Below are 18,291 nucleotides of genomic sequence, written 5' to 3'. Positions count from 1 at the left end.
GAAGTTTCAGAAACACCAAAGTCGAGCCAACCTTCTCAACCCGAACCAGAACCGATTTTAGATGCGCCAAAGTCGATCGAGCCTTCTCAACCAGAATCCGAACCAGTTGTAAAAAAACGGCCACTTAAAAAAAAGCCACAACCGAGTAGCGATTCTCGGATCGAACAGTCGCCTATTACCAAAAAGCGGCAAATAGAAAGGAAACAAAAGGATAGCAACGACAGCGAAACACCACCTGCAGGCAACTCAGAATAAACCAATTACCAATGACCAATTACCCCTTCCCAATTCCTAAAGGTTAGTAATGATTAGTAATATTATCGCAATTTACCGCAAAGAACTACAAAGCTATTTTGCCTCGCCATTAGCCTATGCCATCGCAGCAGTCTTTTGGCTAATCACCGGTTACTTTTTAATAGCTATCCTCCTCGCCCCCGACGGGTTAATTCCCCAAATCGGCCAGCGAGACCAAATGGGAATTACCGAACCTCCCATCGACGTAGCCTACGAATTCCTGCAACTCTTCCTGCGAATAATGGGTTCCCTTTCGTTGTTCGTACTACCCGCACTCTCAATGGGACTTTACGCAGAAGAACGCAAACGCGGCACCTTAGAACTATTAGCCACATCGCCCTTAACAAACTGGGCAGTTGCTACCGGCAAACTCCTGGGAGTTTTAACATTTTATACCACAATGTTGCTGCCCCTGCTGTTCTGCGAGGCGATCGTCCTCAGTTCCTCAACCCCACCCGTACCCCCCGGAGTTCTTCTGCTAGGACACGGCGGCTTAATCTTACTAGCAGCAGGAGTATTGTCCCTCGGAATGTTTATTTCCTCCCTCACCGACAGCACAATTTTATCCGCCATCCTCACCTTCACTCTAGTATTATTTCTCTGGGTGATCGATGCAGCCGCCGTCGCTATCGGTGGCGCCTTCGGAACAGCATTAGGACATTTGTCGCTCCTAACAAATTACACTAATCTTGTCAAGGGAGTTTTCGATACCAGCAGTTTAATTATGTTTGCCAGTTACATCATTTTAGGAGTATTTCTGACCGCCCAATCCATCGATGCCTTGCGATATCAGCGTTCTTAAAAAAATCCGGGAAGGACTCCGGGAATAAAGAGGGGAGAGTCGGAGAGTGGGAGATTAAAGGAGAGGCCACCCATTCCCAATTCCCAATTCCCAATTCCCAATTCCCAATTCCCAATTCCCAATTCCCACTTCCCAATTAATGTTAGTTATTCCACTAATTACTTGAAATAATGAGATTTATTAATCCCAAAATCGACTTTGCGTTCAAAAAAATCTTCGGTTCCAGCGACAGCAAAGACATCCTGATTAATTTTTTAAACGCCATCCTTTATGAAGCACAGCCCGTCATCGAAGACTTAGAAATAATCGAGTCCCAACCAGAACCTCAAACTCTCGCAACCCAAGACACACACCTAGATGTCAAGGCCACAATTAACGGCGGCAGAATCGCCCTAGTTGAAATTCAACTGATCAACGTGCCTTCCTTTGGGAACAGAGTTTTGTACAACGCTGCCAAAAGCTACAGCCAGCAATTAACAGGAAAAGAACGCTACGAAAGACTAAAAACAGTAATTTCCTTAAAAATTGCCGACTTTGAAATGTTTGAAAATCAGCCGGAATTTATGTCGCGGTTCGTTTTCCAAGAAAAAGAGCAACAGTTTGAGTGTCCAGATACTGAAATAGAATTAGTATTTATCGAACTGCCAAAATTTAGCAAGGAATTAGCAGAATTAGAAACCACTGCAGATCAATGGATTTACTTTCTCGAAAATACCAGAAATCTGGAGACAGTACCAGAAACACTCAGTGCAATTCCCGAAATTCAGAAAGCTTTTATAATTGCCAGCGAGGAAAACTTCACTCAGGAAGAATTACATGAATTGCAGAAGCAAGAACTGTGGATTCAAGACCAGCAGATTGCCATAGATGTAGCAAGAGAACAGGTGACAAAAGCCGCTCAACTATCGTTAATATTGCGTCAGCTAGTGAAGCGCTTAGGCACAATACAACCAGAAACTGAAAACAGCATCCGTCAATTAGGCGTAGAGCAATTAGAAGAACTAGGAGATGCCGTGATAGATTTCAACAAGCCGTCAGATTTAACAGCATGGTTGCAGGCTAATGCGATATAGAATAACATCCTCGATCCGGAAATTTTTCCCTCAATATTTACCTTATGAAAATTAGCAAAACAAATTGGAAATACGTTTTTTTGCTGGGCCCCCTCCTCATCGCAGCGGGGGTAACAGCAGCACTTGTATCTGGAGTATGGGACCCCCTGACAGTCGGTTTAGTTATTGCCGGAGCAGTGACGATCGCACTTTGGCTGCTATATTTGAGTTACGAACAAAGCTTTTGGGGGCGGCGTTCCACTCAAGCCAGCACCAACGCCCTGATTGCTACCCTGGCCGTCTTTGTGATTCTCGGAGTAATTAACTTCATAGCCGTTCGCTATCCCGTCCGCATCGACTTAACCGAAAGCCAACAATTTACCCTCGCCCCGCAGACTCAACAAATACTGCGAAACCTGCAACAAACAGTCAAAGTTTGGGTATTTGACCCCATCCAAAACCCCCAAATTAAAGAATTGCTGCAAAGCTACAAACGCGAGGGAGGCGAAAAGTTCCAATTCGAGTTTGTTGACCCGCAGACCCAACCGGGAAAAGCGCGGGAATTTAGTATTACTAGCATCGGAGAAGTTTACCTGCAATCCGGTGACAAAAAACAGGTACTGCAAAAAGGCGGCACTGCTTTTGGTAGCGACCCGAATCAAGGGCTTTCAGAGATAAAACTTACCAATGGCTTAGAAGAAATCCTGAGCACTCGCGTTGCTACAGTTTACTTTTTGCAAGGCAAAGGAGCCCGCCCGATAAAGGAAGGTCAAGGCGGAATTCAGCAAGCTGAAAAAGCTTTGAAAGATAAATACTACAACGCCCAAACGCTGAATTTGACCGAACGCAAAGAAGTTCCAGAAGATGCAGATGCTTTAATCATTCCGGGGCAGGACAAACCGTTTTCCGATACAGAAATTAAAGCACTAAGAGCTTATCTCGATCGCGGCGGCAGTTTATTGTTAATGGTAGACCCGGCAATTGATACGGGATTGGACAAATTTCTGCAAGAATGGGGCGTAAAACTAGACGCCCGTTTGGCCATTGATGCTTCGGGCACTGGTCAAAGATTTGGCCTCGGCCCCACAGTTCCCACAGTCAGGCGCTACGGCGAACATCCGATTACTCAAAGTTTTGGCAACGGTATTTCATTTTATCCATTTGCGCGTGCTTTGGAAACCTCGCCAGTAGAAGGGATAGAGGAAAAACCGCTGATTTGGACGAGTCAGGAAAGTTGGGCGGAAAGTGATTTGACGACGAGGAAATTGGAGTTCGATCAAAAGACCGATCGACAAGGCCCGCTATTATTAGGTGTAGCTTTAGTTCGATCGTCCAGTGACAGCACTCCCTTAAAGCCCTCACCTTCACCCACACCCACTTCGCCCTCGCCTTCACCCCAAGCATCACCAACAACTTCGCCCTCGCCGATAGATTCACCATCGCCGATAGATTCACCATCGCCGACAACTTCCCCATCGCCGATAGATTCACCATCGCCGACAACTTCCCCATCACCGACAACTTCACCATCGCCGACAACTTCACCCTCACCGACAACTTCGCCATCGCCGACAACTTCGCCATCGCCAACAACTTCACCATCGCCGACAAGTTCGCCATCGCCGACAACTTCACCGTCGCCGACAACTTCACCAACAGCTTCCCCAATTAGCTATTCGGTGATTGTCTCGCAAGAAGCTACGCCTCCAGCATTACCCACGACTTCGCCAACACCCACAGCATCTCCCACAGCATCTCCCACAGCATCTCCAGAAAGTTCGCCAACACCCACAACCTCTCCCACAGCATCTCCCAGCCCAACGGCAACTCCTTCTGCGCCTTCAACTCCTAGAAAAACATCGCGAATGGTAGTAATTGGCACATCTCAATTTGTGACTAACGGTTGGTTTGACCAACAACTCAATAGCGACGTGTTTCTGAATTCAGTCAGTTGGTTGAGTAAACCAGACCAGCAAAGCTTTTCTATCAGTCCGAAAAAAGCTACCAACCGCCGTATTAACATGACGGCCATCCAAGTAGGATTGCTGGTTTTAGCTTGGCTAATGTGGCCTTTACTCGGACTGGGAATTGGCGGCGCTATTTGGTGGAAGAGAAGATAAGTTAGTTGACTGTTGACTGTTGTCAGTTGACAGTTGTCAGTTGTCAGTTGACAGTTGTCAGTTGTCAGTTGTCAGTTGACAGTTGTCAGTTGACAGTTGACTGTTGTCAGTTGTTATTAATAACAAACTCCCCAATTCCCAATGCCCAATTCCCAATGCCCAATTCCCAATGCCCAATTCCCAATGCCCAATGCCCAATGCCCAATTCTCAGTTATTATGAAGTTGCAGAAAAATACATTAGTATTGATAGCCGTCGCGCTGAGCATGACGGGGTTGGTTGCTTTGTTCGAGATGCAAGTATCTCCGAAAGAGGAAGCCGCTAAGGAAGAAAAACAGAAAATTTTTGCTTTTAAGTCCGATCGCGTACAATTCTTTACAGTCAAAACTCCCGAAAAAATATTGACTTTTGAGCGAGTTTATGCAACAAAAGGAGGCAAGTCTAGCTGGGAAATGAAATTGCCAGTGCAAGCACACGCAAGTCAGGCATCGGTGGATTTTTTGCTAGACAGGCTGGCAACAGGAAAGAGCGATCGCACGATTAATATTACTGCAGCTCAACTGCCAGAATTCGGTCTCGACCAACCCCAAGCTACAGTCACAGTAAAACTGGACAACCAGGAAACTCACCGCCTAGTTTTAGGCAAAACAGACTTTAGCGGCCGCTTCTTGTACGCTCAAGCCAATCCGCCGGAAGCGCCCCCTCAAAATTCCGCCCAAAATTTGCCCGTGCTGCTAGTGCCTTTTGACTTTAAAAATGCCACTCAGCGACCTTTGTCAGAGTGGAAAAAAGCAGAAGCACCCAAAACAGAGAAACCGCAAAAACCCTCTCCCACGCCAAGTCCTGAGAATCAATAGATGGCCGATCGATCTGAGATGTTGCACCATTCTCAATAAGCCTTTTATGAACAGGCTGACAATGGTGCGCTCTGGGATAGAATTTAAAGAGCAAATCCCAAAACCTGTTACATCCAACATTCCTCACCTAAAATACAGAAAAGTCTAAACTTAAACTGTATTTAAGTGGCGTGCATTACCCCCAGGAAAGGGCGAATATGTTTCAGACAGCACTCAACCAAGGTACGACAGCAACGGATACAGCGCTTGACGTTGAACTCCGCAAGGTCTTTAAGGTATTTAACGGCGAAACCGCAGTCCGCGGAGTTGACCTCAACATCCGCCAAGGAGAATTTTTTAGCATCCTCGGGCCGAGTGGCTGCGGCAAGACTACGACGCTGCGCTTAATCGCTGGGTTCGAGACTCCCTCGGCGGGCGAATTGATGATTCGGGGTCAGTCGATGACCAACACTCCAGCTTACCGGCGTCCGGTAAATACTGTGTTTCAAAGCTATGCTTTGTTCGGACACATGAATGTCTGGGACAATATCGCTTTTGGATTGCGGATCAAAAAGCTGGGGAAAGCAGAAATTGAAGAACGGGTACGGGAAGTTTTGCAATTGGTGAAAATGGAATCTTTCGCCAACAGGTTTCCCGGTCAAATGTCGGGCGGCCAGCAGCAGCGGGTGGCTTTGGCGAGAGCTCTGGTAAATCGACCGGCTGTTCTGCTGTTGGACGAACCCCTGGGTGCTCTGGATTTGAAGTTGCGGAAGCAGATGCAGTTGGAACTGTCGAATTTGCATCAAGAATTGGGTTTGACTTTTGTGATGGTGACTCACGACCAAGAAGAGGCGATGAGTCTGTCTGACCGGATTGCGGTGATGCACGAGGGCAGGATTGAGCAAATTGGCTCTCCTGAAGAAATTTATGAGTGCCCGCAGACGGCTTTTGTGGCTGATTTTATTGGCGATACGAATTTGTTTGCGGGTACGGTAGAATCGATCGACCGATCGACTATCACAGTTCGCACATCAGCCAATCTGGAAATCATCGTTCAGCAGTCGGATATGTGGAGTGGTGTCACAGGCGACTCTGTTGTGGTCAGCGTTCGGCCGGAAAAAGTATATTTGAATCTCTACCAGCCGGAAGTGTCGGTCAACTGTTTTGAAGGGCGGCTCAAAAATACTATGTACATGGGCACGCACGTTCATTACGTGGTTGAGTTGTCATCGGGCGATAAAATTACAGTGCGCCAGCCAAATACCGGCGGTTCTTTCCCAGACCCGCACACGCCGATTTACGCTTATTGGGGAACTACTGATTGTCTCGCTTTGACCGAGCGAGCATAATTGGGAAACGAAGGAAGTTCGGCAACGGATTCTGTAACGGATGTAACGGATATCAAGAAGAAGGAAGAAGGAAGAAGGAAGAGGGGGAAAATGGGAGAATTTCCCCATTTCCAATTATTCCTGATTACAAATTCCCAAATCTAAAATCGAATTTCCCAATCCCCAATTCCCCAATCTAAAATCTAAAATCTAAAATCTAAAATCTAACTGTGCCTCCGACTAACTTACCAATTTCCAGGATTTTTCCGGCTAATTCTACACGCCGTCAGTTCCTAAAAAATTCGGCGGCTACAATGTCCGGGTTAGCTCTTTCGAGTTGTGGCTGGCGACTTGCAGACGTACAATCTGCCCCTCCCGTCAAAGGTAATGCCGACCAACTTTTCATCTATACTTGGGCAGGCTATACCGATAACGCTTTGCTCGATCGCTTTGCCGAAAAAACTGGCATTCGCGTGGTTGCAGATGTATTTGACTCCAATGAGGCGATGCTGGCTAGAGTTCAAGCTGGCGGTGGCCGGGCCTACAGCATCATTTACCCGTCTGACTACATGGTGATTCAGATGACGGAACTGGGGCTGTTGAGTCCATTAGACCACTCGATTTTGGGCGGACTCGATCGGCTCAAAAAACAGTTCCAAAACCCTGTTTATGACCCAGGAAACCGCTACAGCGTGCCTTTGAGTTGGGGAACCACAGGCTTAATTTACAACAGCGAACAACTCAAAGAAGAGCCAGAAGATTGGGACTATTTGTGGCAGCATAAACAGGAGCTAGCAAAGCGAATGACGCTGGCAAATGATGTTCGAGAAGTGATGGGTGCTGCGCTGCGGATGTTGGGCTATTCTCTGAATTCTACGAACCAAGAGCAAGTGAAACAAGCTTACGAAAAGTTGGTGGAACTCAAACCGGCGATCGCATCTTTTACCACTGATGCTTGGCGGCCGCAAATGCTGACGGGGGATTTGAAGGTAGCTATGTGTTATTCTTCTGATGCTAATGAGGTAATTCCAGATAATGACAAATTGCGCTATGTTGTGCCAAAAAGCGGTTCTTCTCTGTGGACTGACACTTTAGTAATTCCTAAAGGTGCTCCCAATCCAGAAGCAGCTTATAAATGGATTAACTTTATGCTGCAAGCCGATGTCGCTGCTTCTTTAGTAGAACGGCTCAGTTTCTCAACTCCTTCGGAAGATGCTTTTAGTTTGCTGACGCCGGAAGTCCGCGAAAATGAAATTCTTTTCCCTTCTGAGGCTACTTTGAAAAATTGCGAAGGTGTTGCTCCGGTAGGAAAATTTATAGACGTGTACGATCGCTATTGGACTCAATTAACCAGCGGCTAATCATCAAACCGAGGGCGGGTTCTACAGGCAATCTCTAATTATAACCCAATATTTACACAAGCTCGCCCCCGCACAGCCGATCGCCCACTCTATCCGTATTATATCCGCGTTAATCCGCGTTCATCAGCGGTTAAAAACTCAAAAAAATTGATCTATGGCTGTTTCAACTAGAACTCCCCCTCCTATTCCTCCCAATTCTCCATTGAAGGCTGAAACGGTTTCCCCGTGGTCTGCTTGGGCGGGGCCACTAACATTGCTCGGCCCTTCTGGCTTGTTGCTGCTTTTATTATTAGTCATACCAACTTTGGTGATTTTTCAGCTTAGTTTGGTGCCGAATATTAAGCCAGGAGATTTGGTGAATCCTTCGGGAATCGGCAATTACCTGCGAGTGTTTGAGCCGCTGAATTTGCAGGTGATGGGTCGATCGCTCTTTTTCGCAACGGGGACTACTATTCTGTGTTTGCTGCTGGGATTTCCCGTCGCTTACTGGATCGCCCTCAATGTCTCGAAAAAGTGGCGGAATTTAACTTTGTTAGGGTTTGTGTTGCCGCTGTGGACTTCTTCGCTGTTGCGATCGTATGCTTGGATTACAATTCTGCGTCCTACGGGGGTTCTCAACTCGGTGCTGGCACTTGTAGGCATTCCTCCTCTAGAATTGCTTAATCAAAGTTCCGCAGTTTTAATCGGCATGGCTTACAGTTATTTGCCTTATATCGTGACAATTCTATACGCTTCTTTGGAAAAGTTAGACCGCAGGTTGCTAGAAGCATCTCAGGATTTGGGTGCGAATCCAGTGGAAACTTTCTGGAAAGTGACAGTACCTCAGACCATGCCGGGAATTGCTGCGGGTTCTTTGCTAGTATTTATTAGCAGTTTGGGCGATTTTGTCGATCCAGAGTTACTCGGTGGAGCTTCGAGTATGACGGCGGCTCGTTTGATTTACAATCAATTTTTGGGGGCGACTCAAAATTGGGGGCTGGGTTCGGCTCTGAGTATGGTATTAATCTTCGCAGTGAGTATCGGAATTGCCCTCTTGCTCAAATATGGCGATCGTAATGCAGTTTAGTCAGTTGACAGTTGACAGTTGACAGTTGACAGTTGACAGTTGACAGTTATCAGTTATTGATTGGTAGTTGCTAGTTAATGGTTATTGATATGTTTGGCCAATAAACAATAACAAATAACAACGGCAAACTGAAAACAATCTATTCCTAAATTCCCCGATTACCAAACCAATTACGATTACCGAGAAATGGAAAAAACCGCCGACAATCCACAGGAGGAAATACAACCCGATATGTACTTAAAACCTAAATTTAAGGTTTCTTGGCAGGTGATATTTGCCGTTGTGATGTTTTTTTATATGTACCTGCCTATCCTGGTACTCACCTTTTACAGCTTTAACAAATCGCGTTTTAGCGCCGGCTGGGAAGGATTTACTTTAGATTGGTACGTTAAATTATTTAGTGATACGCGGATTTTAGTTGCCCTGAGAAACAGTTTAACAGTGGCTGTTTGTGCAGTTGCAATCTCGGCTGTACTCGGCACTTTGATGGCAGTTGGTTTAGCCCGCTACCGCTTTCCAGGCAAGAGTTTATATCAGGGAGTCTCCTACTTGCCGATTATTATTCCAGATATTGCGACTGCGGTTGCTACTCTGGTATTTTTAGCTGCGCTGGCTATTCCTCTGAGTTTGTGGACAATTGTTGCCGCTCACATTGTGTTTTGTCTGGCTTACATCGCCCTAGCTGTTTCTACTAGATTGGCCGATTTAAACCCGTATTTAGAAGAGGCTGCCTTGGATTTGGGTGCAACGCCTGTGGAAGCTTTTATTCAGGTTTTGCTCCCTCAATTAATACCCGGAATTGTTTCGGGTTGTCTGCTGTCTTTTGTCCTCAGCATGGACGATTTTTTAATTGCGAGTTTTACCGCAGGTAGCGGGACTACAACTCTGCCGATGGAAATTTTTAGCCGGATTCGGACTGGGGTAAAACCTGATATTAATGCTTTGAGCGTGCTGTTGATAGTAGGTTCGGGAGGATTGGCGTTTTTAGCGGAATATTTGCGCGGCCGGGGCGAGCAAAAACGGACTCATTAGTCATTAGTCATTAGTCATTAGTCATTAGTCATTAGTGATTGGTTATTAGTCATCAAAAAACCCGGTTTCTTAAAGAAACCGGGTTTTTGAAGCGGTAAGGTGCGAAGTACAAACCCTATAGAGGTTCTGCGTCAAGGACTGAATTGCTGCTATTTTGCTGCTGGTAATTTCACCTTAGTAGCCAAACCTAGTGCTTCCAAAACTTGAATTGTCATCCAAGTGAAGTCAATTTCCCACCATTCCATCCCGTGACGCGCAGAGTATTGATAAGCATGGTGGTTGTTGTGCCAGCCTTCACCGTAAGTCAGAACAGCCACCCACCAACAGTTAGTAGAACTATCTTCGGTTTCGTAAGTGCGATAGCCAAATTTGTGAGTGGCGCTGTTAACAAACCAGGTGCAGTGATACACCAAAACTAAGCGTACAAAAATTACCCACACTACAAACGGCCAGCCTGCTGCTAAGTAAAGCAAGAGGCCAAAGACTATTTGCATCGGGAGAAAGTAGTTTTGCAAAAATTGGTAAAATGGATCGCTCGAAATGTCTTTTGTGCAGCGGGAAATTTCAGCGTGAGCTGGCCCTTTATATAGCATCCAGCCGATATGACTCCACCAAAAACCCTTTTGGGCATTGTGAGGGTCGAGCGCATTTTGGTCAGAGTTGGTGTGGTGCAATCGGTGGAGCCCAACCCAATCAATTATTCCTCCTTGACAGGCAAGGGCTCCGCAAAATGCTAGAAAGTATTCTACGAATTTGGGTGTCTGAAAACTGCGGTGGGTGAGCATACGATGCCATCCGAGAGTTATTCCCAAACCGCCGGTTATCCAGTGCATAAATACTGTTAAACCAACTGCTGTCCAATTGAAGTTACTGGGTAACAGGGCGAACAAAGCGCCGATATGAAGTCCTGCTAAACTAATAACGTGCTTCCAATTGTATTGGAGTTTTTCTTGCGTTGCTATTGTCATTCTTTTTTTGATTTCTGATGAGATGCCGACCGGGATTCACGCATAATAGTTTGGATTGAGCAGTGAACTTTTTTGCTGCACACTTGCCCAAACTAATAAAGAATCAATGATAGATTTGGGATTAGGATTGAAAAAGATTTACGGTTGTATTTTGAAAATAAAAAATTTGGCTGCCAAACAAAATTTTTTCTTCCCAATTATATTATAACTGATTCTGGTTTTGGTTGGGTCGATCGCACCAGGGGATTCGATCTGTGTTCCACCCAACCTATACCGATCGCAAAAACACGATTAGGCATTGGTCACCAGCCATTAGTCCAGAACTGATGACCTACAACCAATGACTAATTGCCGATCGCTATTTTTCTGCTAATTTCACTTTGGTTGCCAAACCCAGCGATTGCAGCAGTTGAATTGTCATCCAGGTGAAGTCGATTTCCCACCATTGAAGACCGTGGCGAGCTGAGTATTGAAAAGCGTGGTGGTTGTTGTGCCAGCCTTCGCCGTAGGTAAGCAGGGCAACCCACCAGCAGTTGGTCGATCGATCGCCCGACTCGTAGGTGCGGTAGCCGAATTTGTGGGTAGCGCTGTTAACCAGCCAAGTGCAGTGGAACACCACCACGATCCGCAGAAACACGCCCCAAACCACGAAAGACCAGCCGCCTAATAAATAAAGCAACACACCGAAGACAACTTGGATGGGGATAAAATATGCTTGGAGAAACTTGTATACTGGGTCGTCGCCGATGTCTTTAGTAAAGCGGGGGATTTCCACTCTGATCGGGAGATCCGAGAGCATCCAGCCCATGTGGCTCCACCAGAAGCCTTGATTGGAATCGTGGGGATCTGTTTCGGTGTCGGAATGTATGTGGTGTAACCGGTGCATTCCTACCCAGTCGATCGGGCCACCTTCACAGGAAAGGGTACCGCAAATAACTAGAAAATACTCTAGCCATTTCGGTGTTTGAAAACTGCGGTGGGTGACGAGGCGGTGATATCCGAGAGTAATTCCTAAACCACCTGTTACCCAATGCAGGAAGACTGCTAGCCCGACCGCAGACCAGCTAAAATTACCCGGCAGCAAAGCAAATAAAGCACCGATGTGCAGAAAGGCCATAAAGCCTATGACAGGCCAATCAGGAGAAGTTTTTTTGGAAGTTGCAATCGTCATGAATATATTATGTTTACAAACTAGGGGCCGCATCTACGCCATAATGAACAGCGCGCACGCAAAGGGTGAGCGAGGTATAGATGAATAGCGTTTCACGGCTACAGGAAGCAGAACAGGCACTCTTTCAGATTTTTTCTGGTATTGACACTACAGTCAAGCAAAATCTTCAACGAGTCTTAAAAGCTTTTCGCAGCCACCGGGTTGGAGTCCACCATTTTGCAGGGGTTACGGGTTACGGCCACGATGATTTGGGTCGGGAGACTTTGGACGGGGTGTTTGCCGAAGTGGTAGGGGCCCAGGCTGCGGCTGTCCGGGTACAGTTTGTTTCGGGTACTCACGCGATCGCCTGTGCTCTTTTTGGCATCCTGCGTCCTGGTGACGAAATGTTGGCAGTGGCTGGTTCTCCCTACGATACTTTAGAAGAAGTGATCGGCTTGCGGGGGCAAGGTCAAGGTTCACTGCTTGAGTTTGGCATTAGTTACCGTCAGTTGCCTCTAACTCGCGAAGGAAGTTTGGATTGGCAGGCATTGAGCTCTACTATTTCAGCAAAGACTCGCCTGGTTTTTATCCAGCGCTCTTGCGGCTATTCTTGGCGGTCGAGTTTGTCTATTTCTGAGATTGAAAAAATCGTCGCCATAGTCAAACATCAGAATCCTAACACAATTTGCTTTGTTGATAATTGTTACGGGGAGTTTGTGGATGATTGCGAACCTACTGCTGTGGGTGCGGATCTGATGGCTGGTTCTTTAATCAAAAATCCGGGGGGTACGATCGTCCCTGCAGGCGGTTACGTCGCCGGCAGGGCTGATTTGGTGGAGGCGGCAACTTGTCGCTTGACGGCGCCAGGAATTGGCAGCAGCGGCGGCGCAACTTTTGATTTGAATCGGTTGCTGTTTCAGGGTTTGTTTATGGCTCCCGGTTGTGTGGGGGAGGCGATGAAGGGCAATCATTTGACGGCTTATGTTTTTTATAAGTTGGGTTATCGAGTGAATCCTATGCCTTTGGCGAGAAGACGAGATGTGATTCAGGCGATCGAATTCGGTTCTGCTGATAAGTTAATTGCTTTTTGTCGGGCTGTTCAGCAAAATTCCCCGGTGGGTTCCTATTTAGATCCGGTGCCGGCTCCGATGCACGGGTATGAAAGTCAGTTGGTGATGGCTGGGGGTACTTTTATTGATGGGAGTACGTCGGAATTTTCGGCTGACGGGCCTCTGCGGGAGCCTTACGTGGCTTTTTGTCAGGGGGGGACTCATTGGACTCATGTATCGATCGCTCTTGAGGATGCGATCGAGGCTGTGGGCCCAGCTAAGTAAGTTGTAGGGGCGGTGCGGTATGGGGGAACCCTGGATTTGCATGGTGATTTTTTGGGATTTTTTGACCACGAATTTCAAAGGTGGTACCCGCCACGTGATTTATCCGTGGAATCAATCGAAAATCGAAAATCGAAAATCCTCAAGAAAGAGCATTTATCCGTGGGGTCGCCTCTAAAATCTCAAATCTAAAATCTCAAATCGATTGACCGCAGATGCAGGCAGATTGACGCTGATAAACGCAGATTAGAAGATGTATCCGGGGTCGGCTGCTGGGAGTGGGTTCGCCTTCGATCGCGCCGGCACCGGTACACAGCATTAAAGTTAAAATTAATATCGCTGTATTTGCGAGTTTACTCAGCATTTTTGAGTGCTTGAATATCGCCTTGCATAATTATGCTGACATTGCGCGAAATCTTGTCTATTTCCCAATCCCACCACCGAATTTCTAATAGTTGTGCAACTTCACCATCGCTAAAACGCTGTTTGATTGGATGGGCGGGGTTTCCACCGACAATGGTGTAAGGGGGAATGTCTTTTACTACAACGGATTTGGCGGCTATGACGGCACCGTCGCCGATTTTGACTCCGGGCATAATCAGGGATTCATAGCCGATCCAAACATCATTGCCAATGACGGTATCGCCTTTACTTGGCAGTTCCATTACTAAATTAATGGCTGTTTCCCAACCATTCCCAAAAACCGGAAAAGGATAAGTTGAAATGCCGTCTAGTTTGTGATTTGCACCGTTCATTATGAATTTGACTTTGGTGGCGATCGCACAAAATTTGCCAATTATTAATCTGTCGTTTCCGTAGTTATAAAGTACATTTTTTTCAAAGTTTTCTGGATCTATTGGATCGTCGTAATATGAGTAATCGCCGACGATAATGTTGGGGGATTTAATAAAGTTTTTGATGAAGCATACGCGCCGCTGATCGGCCATCGGATAAGGTCGGTTTGGATCGGGCCCAATTTCTGTCATAAGTTTCAATCCTTATTTGTTAAGCTGCTGGATTAATGTAGTGTTAATTCGAGTTAGGTTTGCTTTTGTTTCATTAACATAGAGTAAGAGAGTTTGTCAAGGGGTAGGGAAGAATTTTTGGGGCGATCGCCCTGCAAGAAATGAGACAAAATGGTAAAAGCCAACATCCATCCGCGTTGGGAAGCGCTTAAAATCCCCAATTAATATCAAATAAGCGATCGCAGTGAGATAATTTATGAGAGTACGAACCTACGAAATCGGTGATACCCAACAAATTGTACAACTGTTTTACGACACCATACACGAAGTAAACATCCGCGATTACACACAAGCACAAGTAGATGCTTGGGCGCCAGCAGATATGGATATCGAAAGTTGGACTAAAAGCTTAAGCAGTAAATTTACTTTCGTAGCAGAAGAGGGTGAGAAAATTGCAGGCTTTGGGGAATTAGAAGCAAGCGGCCATATCGATCGCTTTTACTGTCATCAAGATTTTCAAAGACAAGGAGTTGGCAGGCTAATTTTAAAACAAATTGAGTCAAAAGCCAAAGACTTAGGAATTAACAAGTTATTTACCGAAGCCAGCATTACAGCTCGACCTTTTTTTGAAAGCCACGGATTTATGGTGATTAGAAAACAAGAAGTAGAACGGCGAGGACAACAATTCATCAACTTTCTCATGGAAAAAAATATATAAACAACGATTTGTGTAAAATTAGATCGATTAGAGTTTTACTCAGGAGTTGCGATGGTGACGGAAGCTACAAATGTGCTGGGCGGAAAGTTAGAGACTTGCTGCACTTCGCCAATGACGGGCTATTATCGAGACGGCAAATGCAATACAGGTGGTGGCGACTTTGGGGCTCACACTGTTTGTGCTCAACTTACGGAAGAGTTTTTGCAATTCACTAAGTCGAATGGAAATGATTTGAGCACTCCGGTTCCCGAATTTAACTTTCCCGGTTTGAAGCCTGGGGATTGCTGGTGTTTGTGCGCTTCTCGCTGGAAGGAAGCAATGGATGCGGGAGTTGCGCCGCCTGTGGTTTTGGCTGCGACTCACGCCTTGACTTTGGAATACGTTTCTTTGGATGAATTGAAGCAGCACGCTGCTGATTTGTAGGAGGATGTTGGTGTGCGATCCTCTTCGAGGGCTTTCCTTCGGATCACTTCGCTAACGCTAACGGGCGATCGCGCTCTTATACAAACTGTAGGGTGCGTCAGTTGGCGTTATTTTTTCAATACTTCAGGCGTTTTTCACTGACCCACCCTACAAGTTTACTCCAATCAGTTAAGATAGGTTTAGAGGTGAGGTATAACCAGTGTCAGCTAAGGATCTATTTCATAATGCTGTGAAGCGAGGTCTTGAAAAATCTGAGTGGGTGGTTACTCACGATCCTCTCAGGCTAGAATTTGCCGAGAATGAGAGAGTCGAAATCGATTTGGGAGCTGAACGACTCCTCGCGGCGGAAAAATCAGGAAAAAAAATTGCAGTAGAAGTAAAGAGCTTTTTAAGCGCTTCAGCTCTCTCTGATTTTCATACCGCGTTGGGACAATTTTTAAATTACCGTTTAGTCTTAGAAAAGCTCGAACCCGATCGCACTTTATATTTAGCAGTTCCCATCGCAACTTACGAATCTTTTTTCAGTCGGGAATTACCTCAAGCGTCGGTTAGACAACACCAAGTCAAGCTTATTGTGTATAACCCTGTTCAGGAGGCAATAGTCAAATGGATCGACTAGAGCATTACCGTCAGTGCATTCAAAAACTCCTAATTGAAGACAGCAAGATAGCACCAATTAACGGAGAAATTGAGGTAGAAACAATTTTTGATAAAGAAAAAGATCGCTACCTAGCCGTCGATTTAGGATGGGACGGACACCGCCGCGTGTATAACTGTGTGTTTCATTTGGATATTAAAAATGGCAAAATCTGGATTCAGCGAAATCAAACTGACAGGCAGATTGCTGATGAATTGGTAGAAATGGGAGTACCCAAAGAGGATATTGTGCTAGGACTTCAGCCAACTTATGCACGCGAACATACAGGCTTTGGAGTTGCATAGTAATACAAAATGCGGCTTCAATCGCGACTGAAATATTTAAGTGCGATCGGGTGTATTTCTACTAAATTTTTATGGTTGAGTTTGTGGTTCCCACTGACAGATAGACTCTGGTTTGAGAGGGCAAGTTTTGGGAGCGATCGCATTTCCGCTGAGGTAGAGTTCTGTCAGTTTAGTGAAAGATGCTAGCGGTTTGATGTCGCCGATTTGATTGTTTTCGAGTGAGAGTAAAGTCAGCTTAGTCAAGGATGCTAGCGGTTTGATATCAACGATTTGATTGTTGTTGAGCCAGAGAGTCTCTAGTTTAGTCAATAATTCTAGCGGTTTAAGGTCAGCGATCTCATTCTTGTTAAGTGATAGCCCTTCCAGGTTAGTCAAGGATGCTAGCGGTTTGATATCACCGATTTGATTGGAGCTGAGGTTAATCCCTTCCAGGTTAGTCAAGGATGCTAGTGATTTGATGTCACTAATCTGATTGCTGCTGAGGTCGAGGATGGTCAGTTTCATCAAAGATGCTAGCGGTTGGATGTCACTAATTTGATTGCTGCTGAGGTCGATCCCAGCCAGGTTAGTCAAAGATGCTAGTGGCTTGATGTCGTCAATCTGATTGCTGCGGAGGAAAAGTCCTTTCAGGTTAGTCAACGATGCTAGCGGTGTGATGTCATCGATCTGATTTTCGATGAGGACGATTTCAGTCAGGTTAGTCAAGGATGCTAGCGGTTTGATGTCGCGGATCTGATTGTTCCCGATGTTGAGCACTTTCAGGTTAACCAAGGATGCTAGCGGTTTGATGTCAACGATCTGATTGCTGCTGAGGTTGAGCAAAGTCAGGTTAGTTAAGGATGCTAGCGGTGTGATGTCGCTGATAGAACAGTTGATCAGCCGGAGAGTCTTCAGGTGAGTTAAGGATGCTAGCGGTGTGATGTCGCTGATTCCTTGCTTCGTAAAGCTAATTCCTGTGATACTAGAAAGTTGGCGATCGCCCTCATCGCACTCAGTAGTTCCTGCTATTTTTAACAGCATATCAACAGTATGTTTAGCTTCTGGACTCAAAGAATCTTTTTCGCGACACCATTGAGCAAATGTTTTGTTTCCCGATCGCACTTCTGCTGCTTTCGCGGACACTCCATTTCCAGATAATGCTAGAAGCACACAACAAGTAAGTGCGATCGACTTTGGTAACTTCATGTGTTTGTGTGCAACTATGAGTGTCATAATCTTGTACCTCTAATTTCCCCAACAGTAAAGTTTGAGCATTTAATTTCAGGGTTCCCACTTACAGATAGACTCTGGCTTTAGTGGGCAAGTTTTGGGAGCGATCGGATTTCCCCTGAGCCTGATTTGAGTCAGGTTAGTCAAAGATGCGAGCGGTTTGATGTCGCTGATTTGATTGTTATCGAGGTCGAGCAGTGTCAGGTTAGTCAAGGATTCTAGCGGTTTGATGTCGCCCAGAAGATTATTTGCCAGCTCGATATCATACAGGTTAGTCAAGGATTCTAGCGGTTTGATGTCCCTGATTTGATTGTTGCCGAGACCGAGCGACATCAGGTTAGTTAAGGATTGTAGCGGTTTGATGTCCCTGATTTGATTTTTTTGGAGACCGAGCGCAATCAGGTTAGTCAAGGATTCTAGCGGTTTGATGTCACTGATTTGATTGTTGCCGACATCGAGCAAATTCAGGCTAGTCAGGGATTGTAGCGGTTTGATGTCGCCCCGAAGATTATTGTCGTAGAGTTCGAGCACAGCCAGGTTAGTCAAGGATTGTAGCGGTTTGATGTCGCCGAGATGATTGTGGCTGAGGAAGAGATATCTCAGGTTAGTCAAAGATTCTAGGGCTCTCCTGAACTTATGGTTATAAGTTTATCTAATCAGAAAAGCAAGCTAATACGCGATTCCTAAAATTATTA

Annotated in this window: 21 protein-coding genes; 15 read left to right on the top strand and 6 right to left on the bottom strand. The window is 45.8% G+C overall.

The features are described from left to right. From QUB06_RS00105 to QUB06_RS00060, 10 genes are all read left to right on the top strand, one after another. Window positions 1-255, top strand: a 255-nt coding sequence (locus tag QUB06_RS00105) for a hypothetical protein (protein WP_333433699.1), incomplete at its 5' end; no start/stop codon positions are given. Window positions 256-304: 49 nt separating this feature from the next. Next, a complete protein-coding gene (locus QUB06_RS00100; protein ID WP_333433698.1) occupies window positions 305-1,096 on the top strand; it encodes an ABC transporter permease in 792 nt (263 codons plus the stop codon). A gap of 170 nt (window positions 1,097-1,266) precedes the next feature. Beyond that, window positions 1,267-2,169 (top strand): Rpn family recombination-promoting nuclease/putative transposase, encoded by a 903-nt coding sequence (locus tag QUB06_RS00095; RefSeq protein WP_333433697.1) that lies wholly within the window; start codon window positions 1,267-1,269, stop codon window positions 2,167-2,169. A 44-nt stretch (window positions 2,170-2,213) separates the two neighbouring features. Then, entirely contained in the window at window positions 2,214-4,268 is a 2,055-nt protein-coding gene (locus QUB06_RS00090; protein ID WP_333433696.1) for a Gldg family protein, read from the top strand. A gap of 217 nt (window positions 4,269-4,485) precedes the next feature. Next, window positions 4,486-5,124, top strand: coding sequence for a DUF4340 domain-containing protein (locus QUB06_RS00085; protein WP_333433695.1), 639 nt, complete (start codon window positions 4,486-4,488; stop codon window positions 5,122-5,124). A 197-nt stretch (window positions 5,125-5,321) separates the two neighbouring features. Continuing rightward, window positions 5,322-6,452, top strand: coding sequence for an ABC transporter ATP-binding protein (locus tag QUB06_RS00080; RefSeq protein WP_333433694.1), 1,131 nt, complete (start codon window positions 5,322-5,324; stop codon window positions 6,450-6,452). Beyond that, entirely contained in the window at window positions 6,453-6,596 is a 144-nt protein-coding gene (locus QUB06_RS00075) for a hypothetical protein (RefSeq protein ID WP_333433693.1), read from the top strand. Between the two features lie 65 nt (window positions 6,597-6,661). Then, entirely contained in the window at window positions 6,662-7,792 is a 1,131-nt protein-coding gene (locus tag QUB06_RS00070) for a spermidine/putrescine ABC transporter substrate-binding protein (protein WP_333433692.1), read from the top strand. Window positions 7,793-7,946: 154 nt separating this feature from the next. After that, window positions 7,947-8,858, top strand: coding sequence for an ABC transporter permease (locus QUB06_RS00065; RefSeq protein ID WP_333433691.1), 912 nt, complete (start codon window positions 7,947-7,949; stop codon window positions 8,856-8,858). A 186-nt stretch (window positions 8,859-9,044) separates the two neighbouring features. After that, window positions 9,045-9,890: an ABC transporter permease gene (locus QUB06_RS00060; RefSeq protein ID WP_333433690.1), complete on the top strand. Its 846-nt coding sequence runs from the start codon at window positions 9,045-9,047 to the stop codon at window positions 9,888-9,890. A 149-nt stretch (window positions 9,891-10,039) separates the two neighbouring features. On the opposite strand, the gene QUB06_RS00055 is transcribed toward QUB06_RS00060, so the two are convergent. Continuing rightward, window positions 10,040-10,858 carry a fatty acid desaturase gene (locus QUB06_RS00055; RefSeq protein WP_333433689.1) on the bottom strand — a complete coding sequence of 273 codons (819 nt, stop codon included), beginning with the start codon at window positions 10,856-10,858 and terminating at the stop codon, window positions 10,040-10,042. 358 nt (window positions 10,859-11,216) lie between these two features. Next, the gene (locus QUB06_RS00050) at window positions 11,217-12,029 is read right to left on the bottom strand and encodes an acyl-CoA desaturase (RefSeq protein WP_333392309.1); all 813 of its coding nucleotides are present in this window, start codon (window positions 12,027-12,029) and stop codon (window positions 11,217-11,219) included. Window positions 12,030-12,109: 80 nt separating this feature from the next. Between QUB06_RS00050 and QUB06_RS00045 the strand changes: the two genes are divergently transcribed. Continuing rightward, on the top strand, window positions 12,110-13,342 hold the full coding sequence (locus QUB06_RS00045) for a methionine gamma-lyase family protein (protein ID WP_333433688.1): 1,233 nt from the start codon (window positions 12,110-12,112) through the stop codon (window positions 13,340-13,342). Window positions 13,343-13,535: 193 nt separating this feature from the next. On the opposite strand, the gene QUB06_RS00040 is transcribed toward QUB06_RS00045, so the two are convergent. Both QUB06_RS00040 and QUB06_RS00035 read right to left on the bottom strand, forming a co-directional pair. Continuing rightward, entirely contained in the window at window positions 13,536-13,703 is a 168-nt protein-coding gene (locus QUB06_RS00040; RefSeq protein ID WP_333433687.1) for a hypothetical protein, read from the bottom strand. Beyond that, window positions 13,693-14,325, bottom strand: coding sequence for a Vat family streptogramin A O-acetyltransferase (locus QUB06_RS00035; RefSeq protein ID WP_333433686.1), 633 nt, complete (start codon window positions 14,323-14,325; stop codon window positions 13,693-13,695). The genes QUB06_RS00040 and QUB06_RS00035 overlap by 11 nt, the downstream gene beginning before the upstream one ends. Window positions 14,326-14,560: 235 nt before the next feature. On the opposite strand from QUB06_RS00035, the gene QUB06_RS00030 reads away from it, so the two are divergent. The 4 genes from QUB06_RS00030 (at window position 14,561) to QUB06_RS00015 (ending at window position 16,387) form a co-directional block, all read left to right on the top strand. Beyond that, a complete protein-coding gene (locus QUB06_RS00030; protein ID WP_333433685.1) occupies window positions 14,561-15,022 on the top strand; it encodes a GNAT family N-acetyltransferase in 462 nt (153 codons plus the stop codon). A 51-nt stretch (window positions 15,023-15,073) separates the two neighbouring features. Beyond that, the gene (locus QUB06_RS00025; RefSeq protein WP_333041417.1) at window positions 15,074-15,445 is read left to right on the top strand and encodes a DUF2237 domain-containing protein; all 372 of its coding nucleotides are present in this window, start codon (window positions 15,074-15,076) and stop codon (window positions 15,443-15,445) included. 199 nt (window positions 15,446-15,644) lie between these two features. After that, window positions 15,645-16,064 (top strand): XisH family protein, encoded by a 420-nt coding sequence (locus QUB06_RS00020; RefSeq protein ID WP_333433684.1) that lies wholly within the window; start codon window positions 15,645-15,647, stop codon window positions 16,062-16,064. Continuing rightward, window positions 16,052-16,387 (top strand): XisI protein, encoded by a 336-nt coding sequence (locus QUB06_RS00015; RefSeq protein WP_333109178.1) that lies wholly within the window; start codon window positions 16,052-16,054, stop codon window positions 16,385-16,387. The genes QUB06_RS00020 and QUB06_RS00015 overlap by 13 nt, the downstream gene beginning before the upstream one ends. A gap of 69 nt (window positions 16,388-16,456) precedes the next feature. Here QUB06_RS00015 and QUB06_RS00010 read toward each other — a convergent pair whose 3' ends face one another. Next, window positions 16,457-17,599: a leucine-rich repeat protein gene (locus QUB06_RS00010; RefSeq protein ID WP_333433683.1), complete on the bottom strand. Its 1,143-nt coding sequence runs from the start codon at window positions 17,597-17,599 to the stop codon at window positions 16,457-16,459. A gap of 48 nt (window positions 17,600-17,647) precedes the next feature. Then, a complete protein-coding gene (locus tag QUB06_RS00005; protein ID WP_333433682.1) occupies window positions 17,648-18,208 on the bottom strand; it encodes a leucine-rich repeat domain-containing protein in 561 nt (186 codons plus the stop codon). Between the last annotated feature and the right edge of the window lie 83 nt (window positions 18,209-18,291).

The organism is Microcoleus sp. D2_18a_D3, assembly GCF_036702455.1.
Taxonomy (GTDB): Bacteria; Cyanobacteriota; Cyanobacteriia; order Cyanobacteriales; family Microcoleaceae; genus Microcoleus.
This window is presented reverse-complemented; position numbering and strand designations above follow the sequence as displayed.

Bases quoted from the DNA above. Each gene is read 5' to 3' on its own strand.
- QUB06_RS00100 (WP_333433698.1), top strand. From the start codon at position 305: ATGATTAGTAATATTATCGCAATTTACCGCAAAGAACTACAAAGCTAT.
- QUB06_RS00095 (WP_333433697.1), top strand. From the start codon at position 1,267: ATGAGATTTATTAATCCCAAAATCGACTTTGCGTTCAAAAAAATCTTC.
- QUB06_RS00090 (WP_333433696.1), top strand. From the start codon at position 2,214: ATGAAAATTAGCAAAACAAATTGGAAATACGTTTTTTTGCTGGGCCCC.
- QUB06_RS00085 (WP_333433695.1), top strand. From the start codon at position 4,486: ATGAAGTTGCAGAAAAATACATTAGTATTGATAGCCGTCGCGCTGAGC.
- QUB06_RS00080 (WP_333433694.1), top strand. From the start codon at position 5,322: ATGTTTCAGACAGCACTCAACCAAGGTACGACAGCAACGGATACAGCG.
- QUB06_RS00065 (WP_333433691.1), top strand. From the start codon at position 7,947: ATGGCTGTTTCAACTAGAACTCCCCCTCCTATTCCTCCCAATTCTCCA.
- QUB06_RS00060 (WP_333433690.1), top strand. From the start codon at position 9,045: ATGGAAAAAACCGCCGACAATCCACAGGAGGAAATACAACCCGATATG.
- QUB06_RS00055 (WP_333433689.1), bottom strand. From the start codon at position 10,858: ATGACAATAGCAACGCAAGAAAAACTCCAATACAATTGGAAGCACGTT.
- QUB06_RS00050 (WP_333392309.1), bottom strand. From the start codon at position 12,029: ATGACGATTGCAACTTCCAAAAAAACTTCTCCTGATTGGCCTGTCATA.
- QUB06_RS00045 (WP_333433688.1), top strand. From the start codon at position 12,110: ATGAATAGCGTTTCACGGCTACAGGAAGCAGAACAGGCACTCTTTCAG.
- QUB06_RS00040 (WP_333433687.1), bottom strand. From the start codon at position 13,703: ATGCTGAGTAAACTCGCAAATACAGCGATATTAATTTTAACTTTAATG.
- QUB06_RS00035 (WP_333433686.1), bottom strand. From the start codon at position 14,325: ATGACAGAAATTGGGCCCGATCCAAACCGACCTTATCCGATGGCCGAT.
- QUB06_RS00030 (WP_333433685.1), top strand. From the start codon at position 14,561: ATGAGAGTACGAACCTACGAAATCGGTGATACCCAACAAATTGTACAA.
- QUB06_RS00025 (WP_333041417.1), top strand. From the start codon at position 15,074: ATGGTGACGGAAGCTACAAATGTGCTGGGCGGAAAGTTAGAGACTTGC.
- QUB06_RS00015 (WP_333109178.1), top strand. From the start codon at position 16,052: ATGGATCGACTAGAGCATTACCGTCAGTGCATTCAAAAACTCCTAATT.
- QUB06_RS00010 (WP_333433683.1), bottom strand. From the start codon at position 17,599: ATGACACTCATAGTTGCACACAAACACATGAAGTTACCAAAGTCGATC.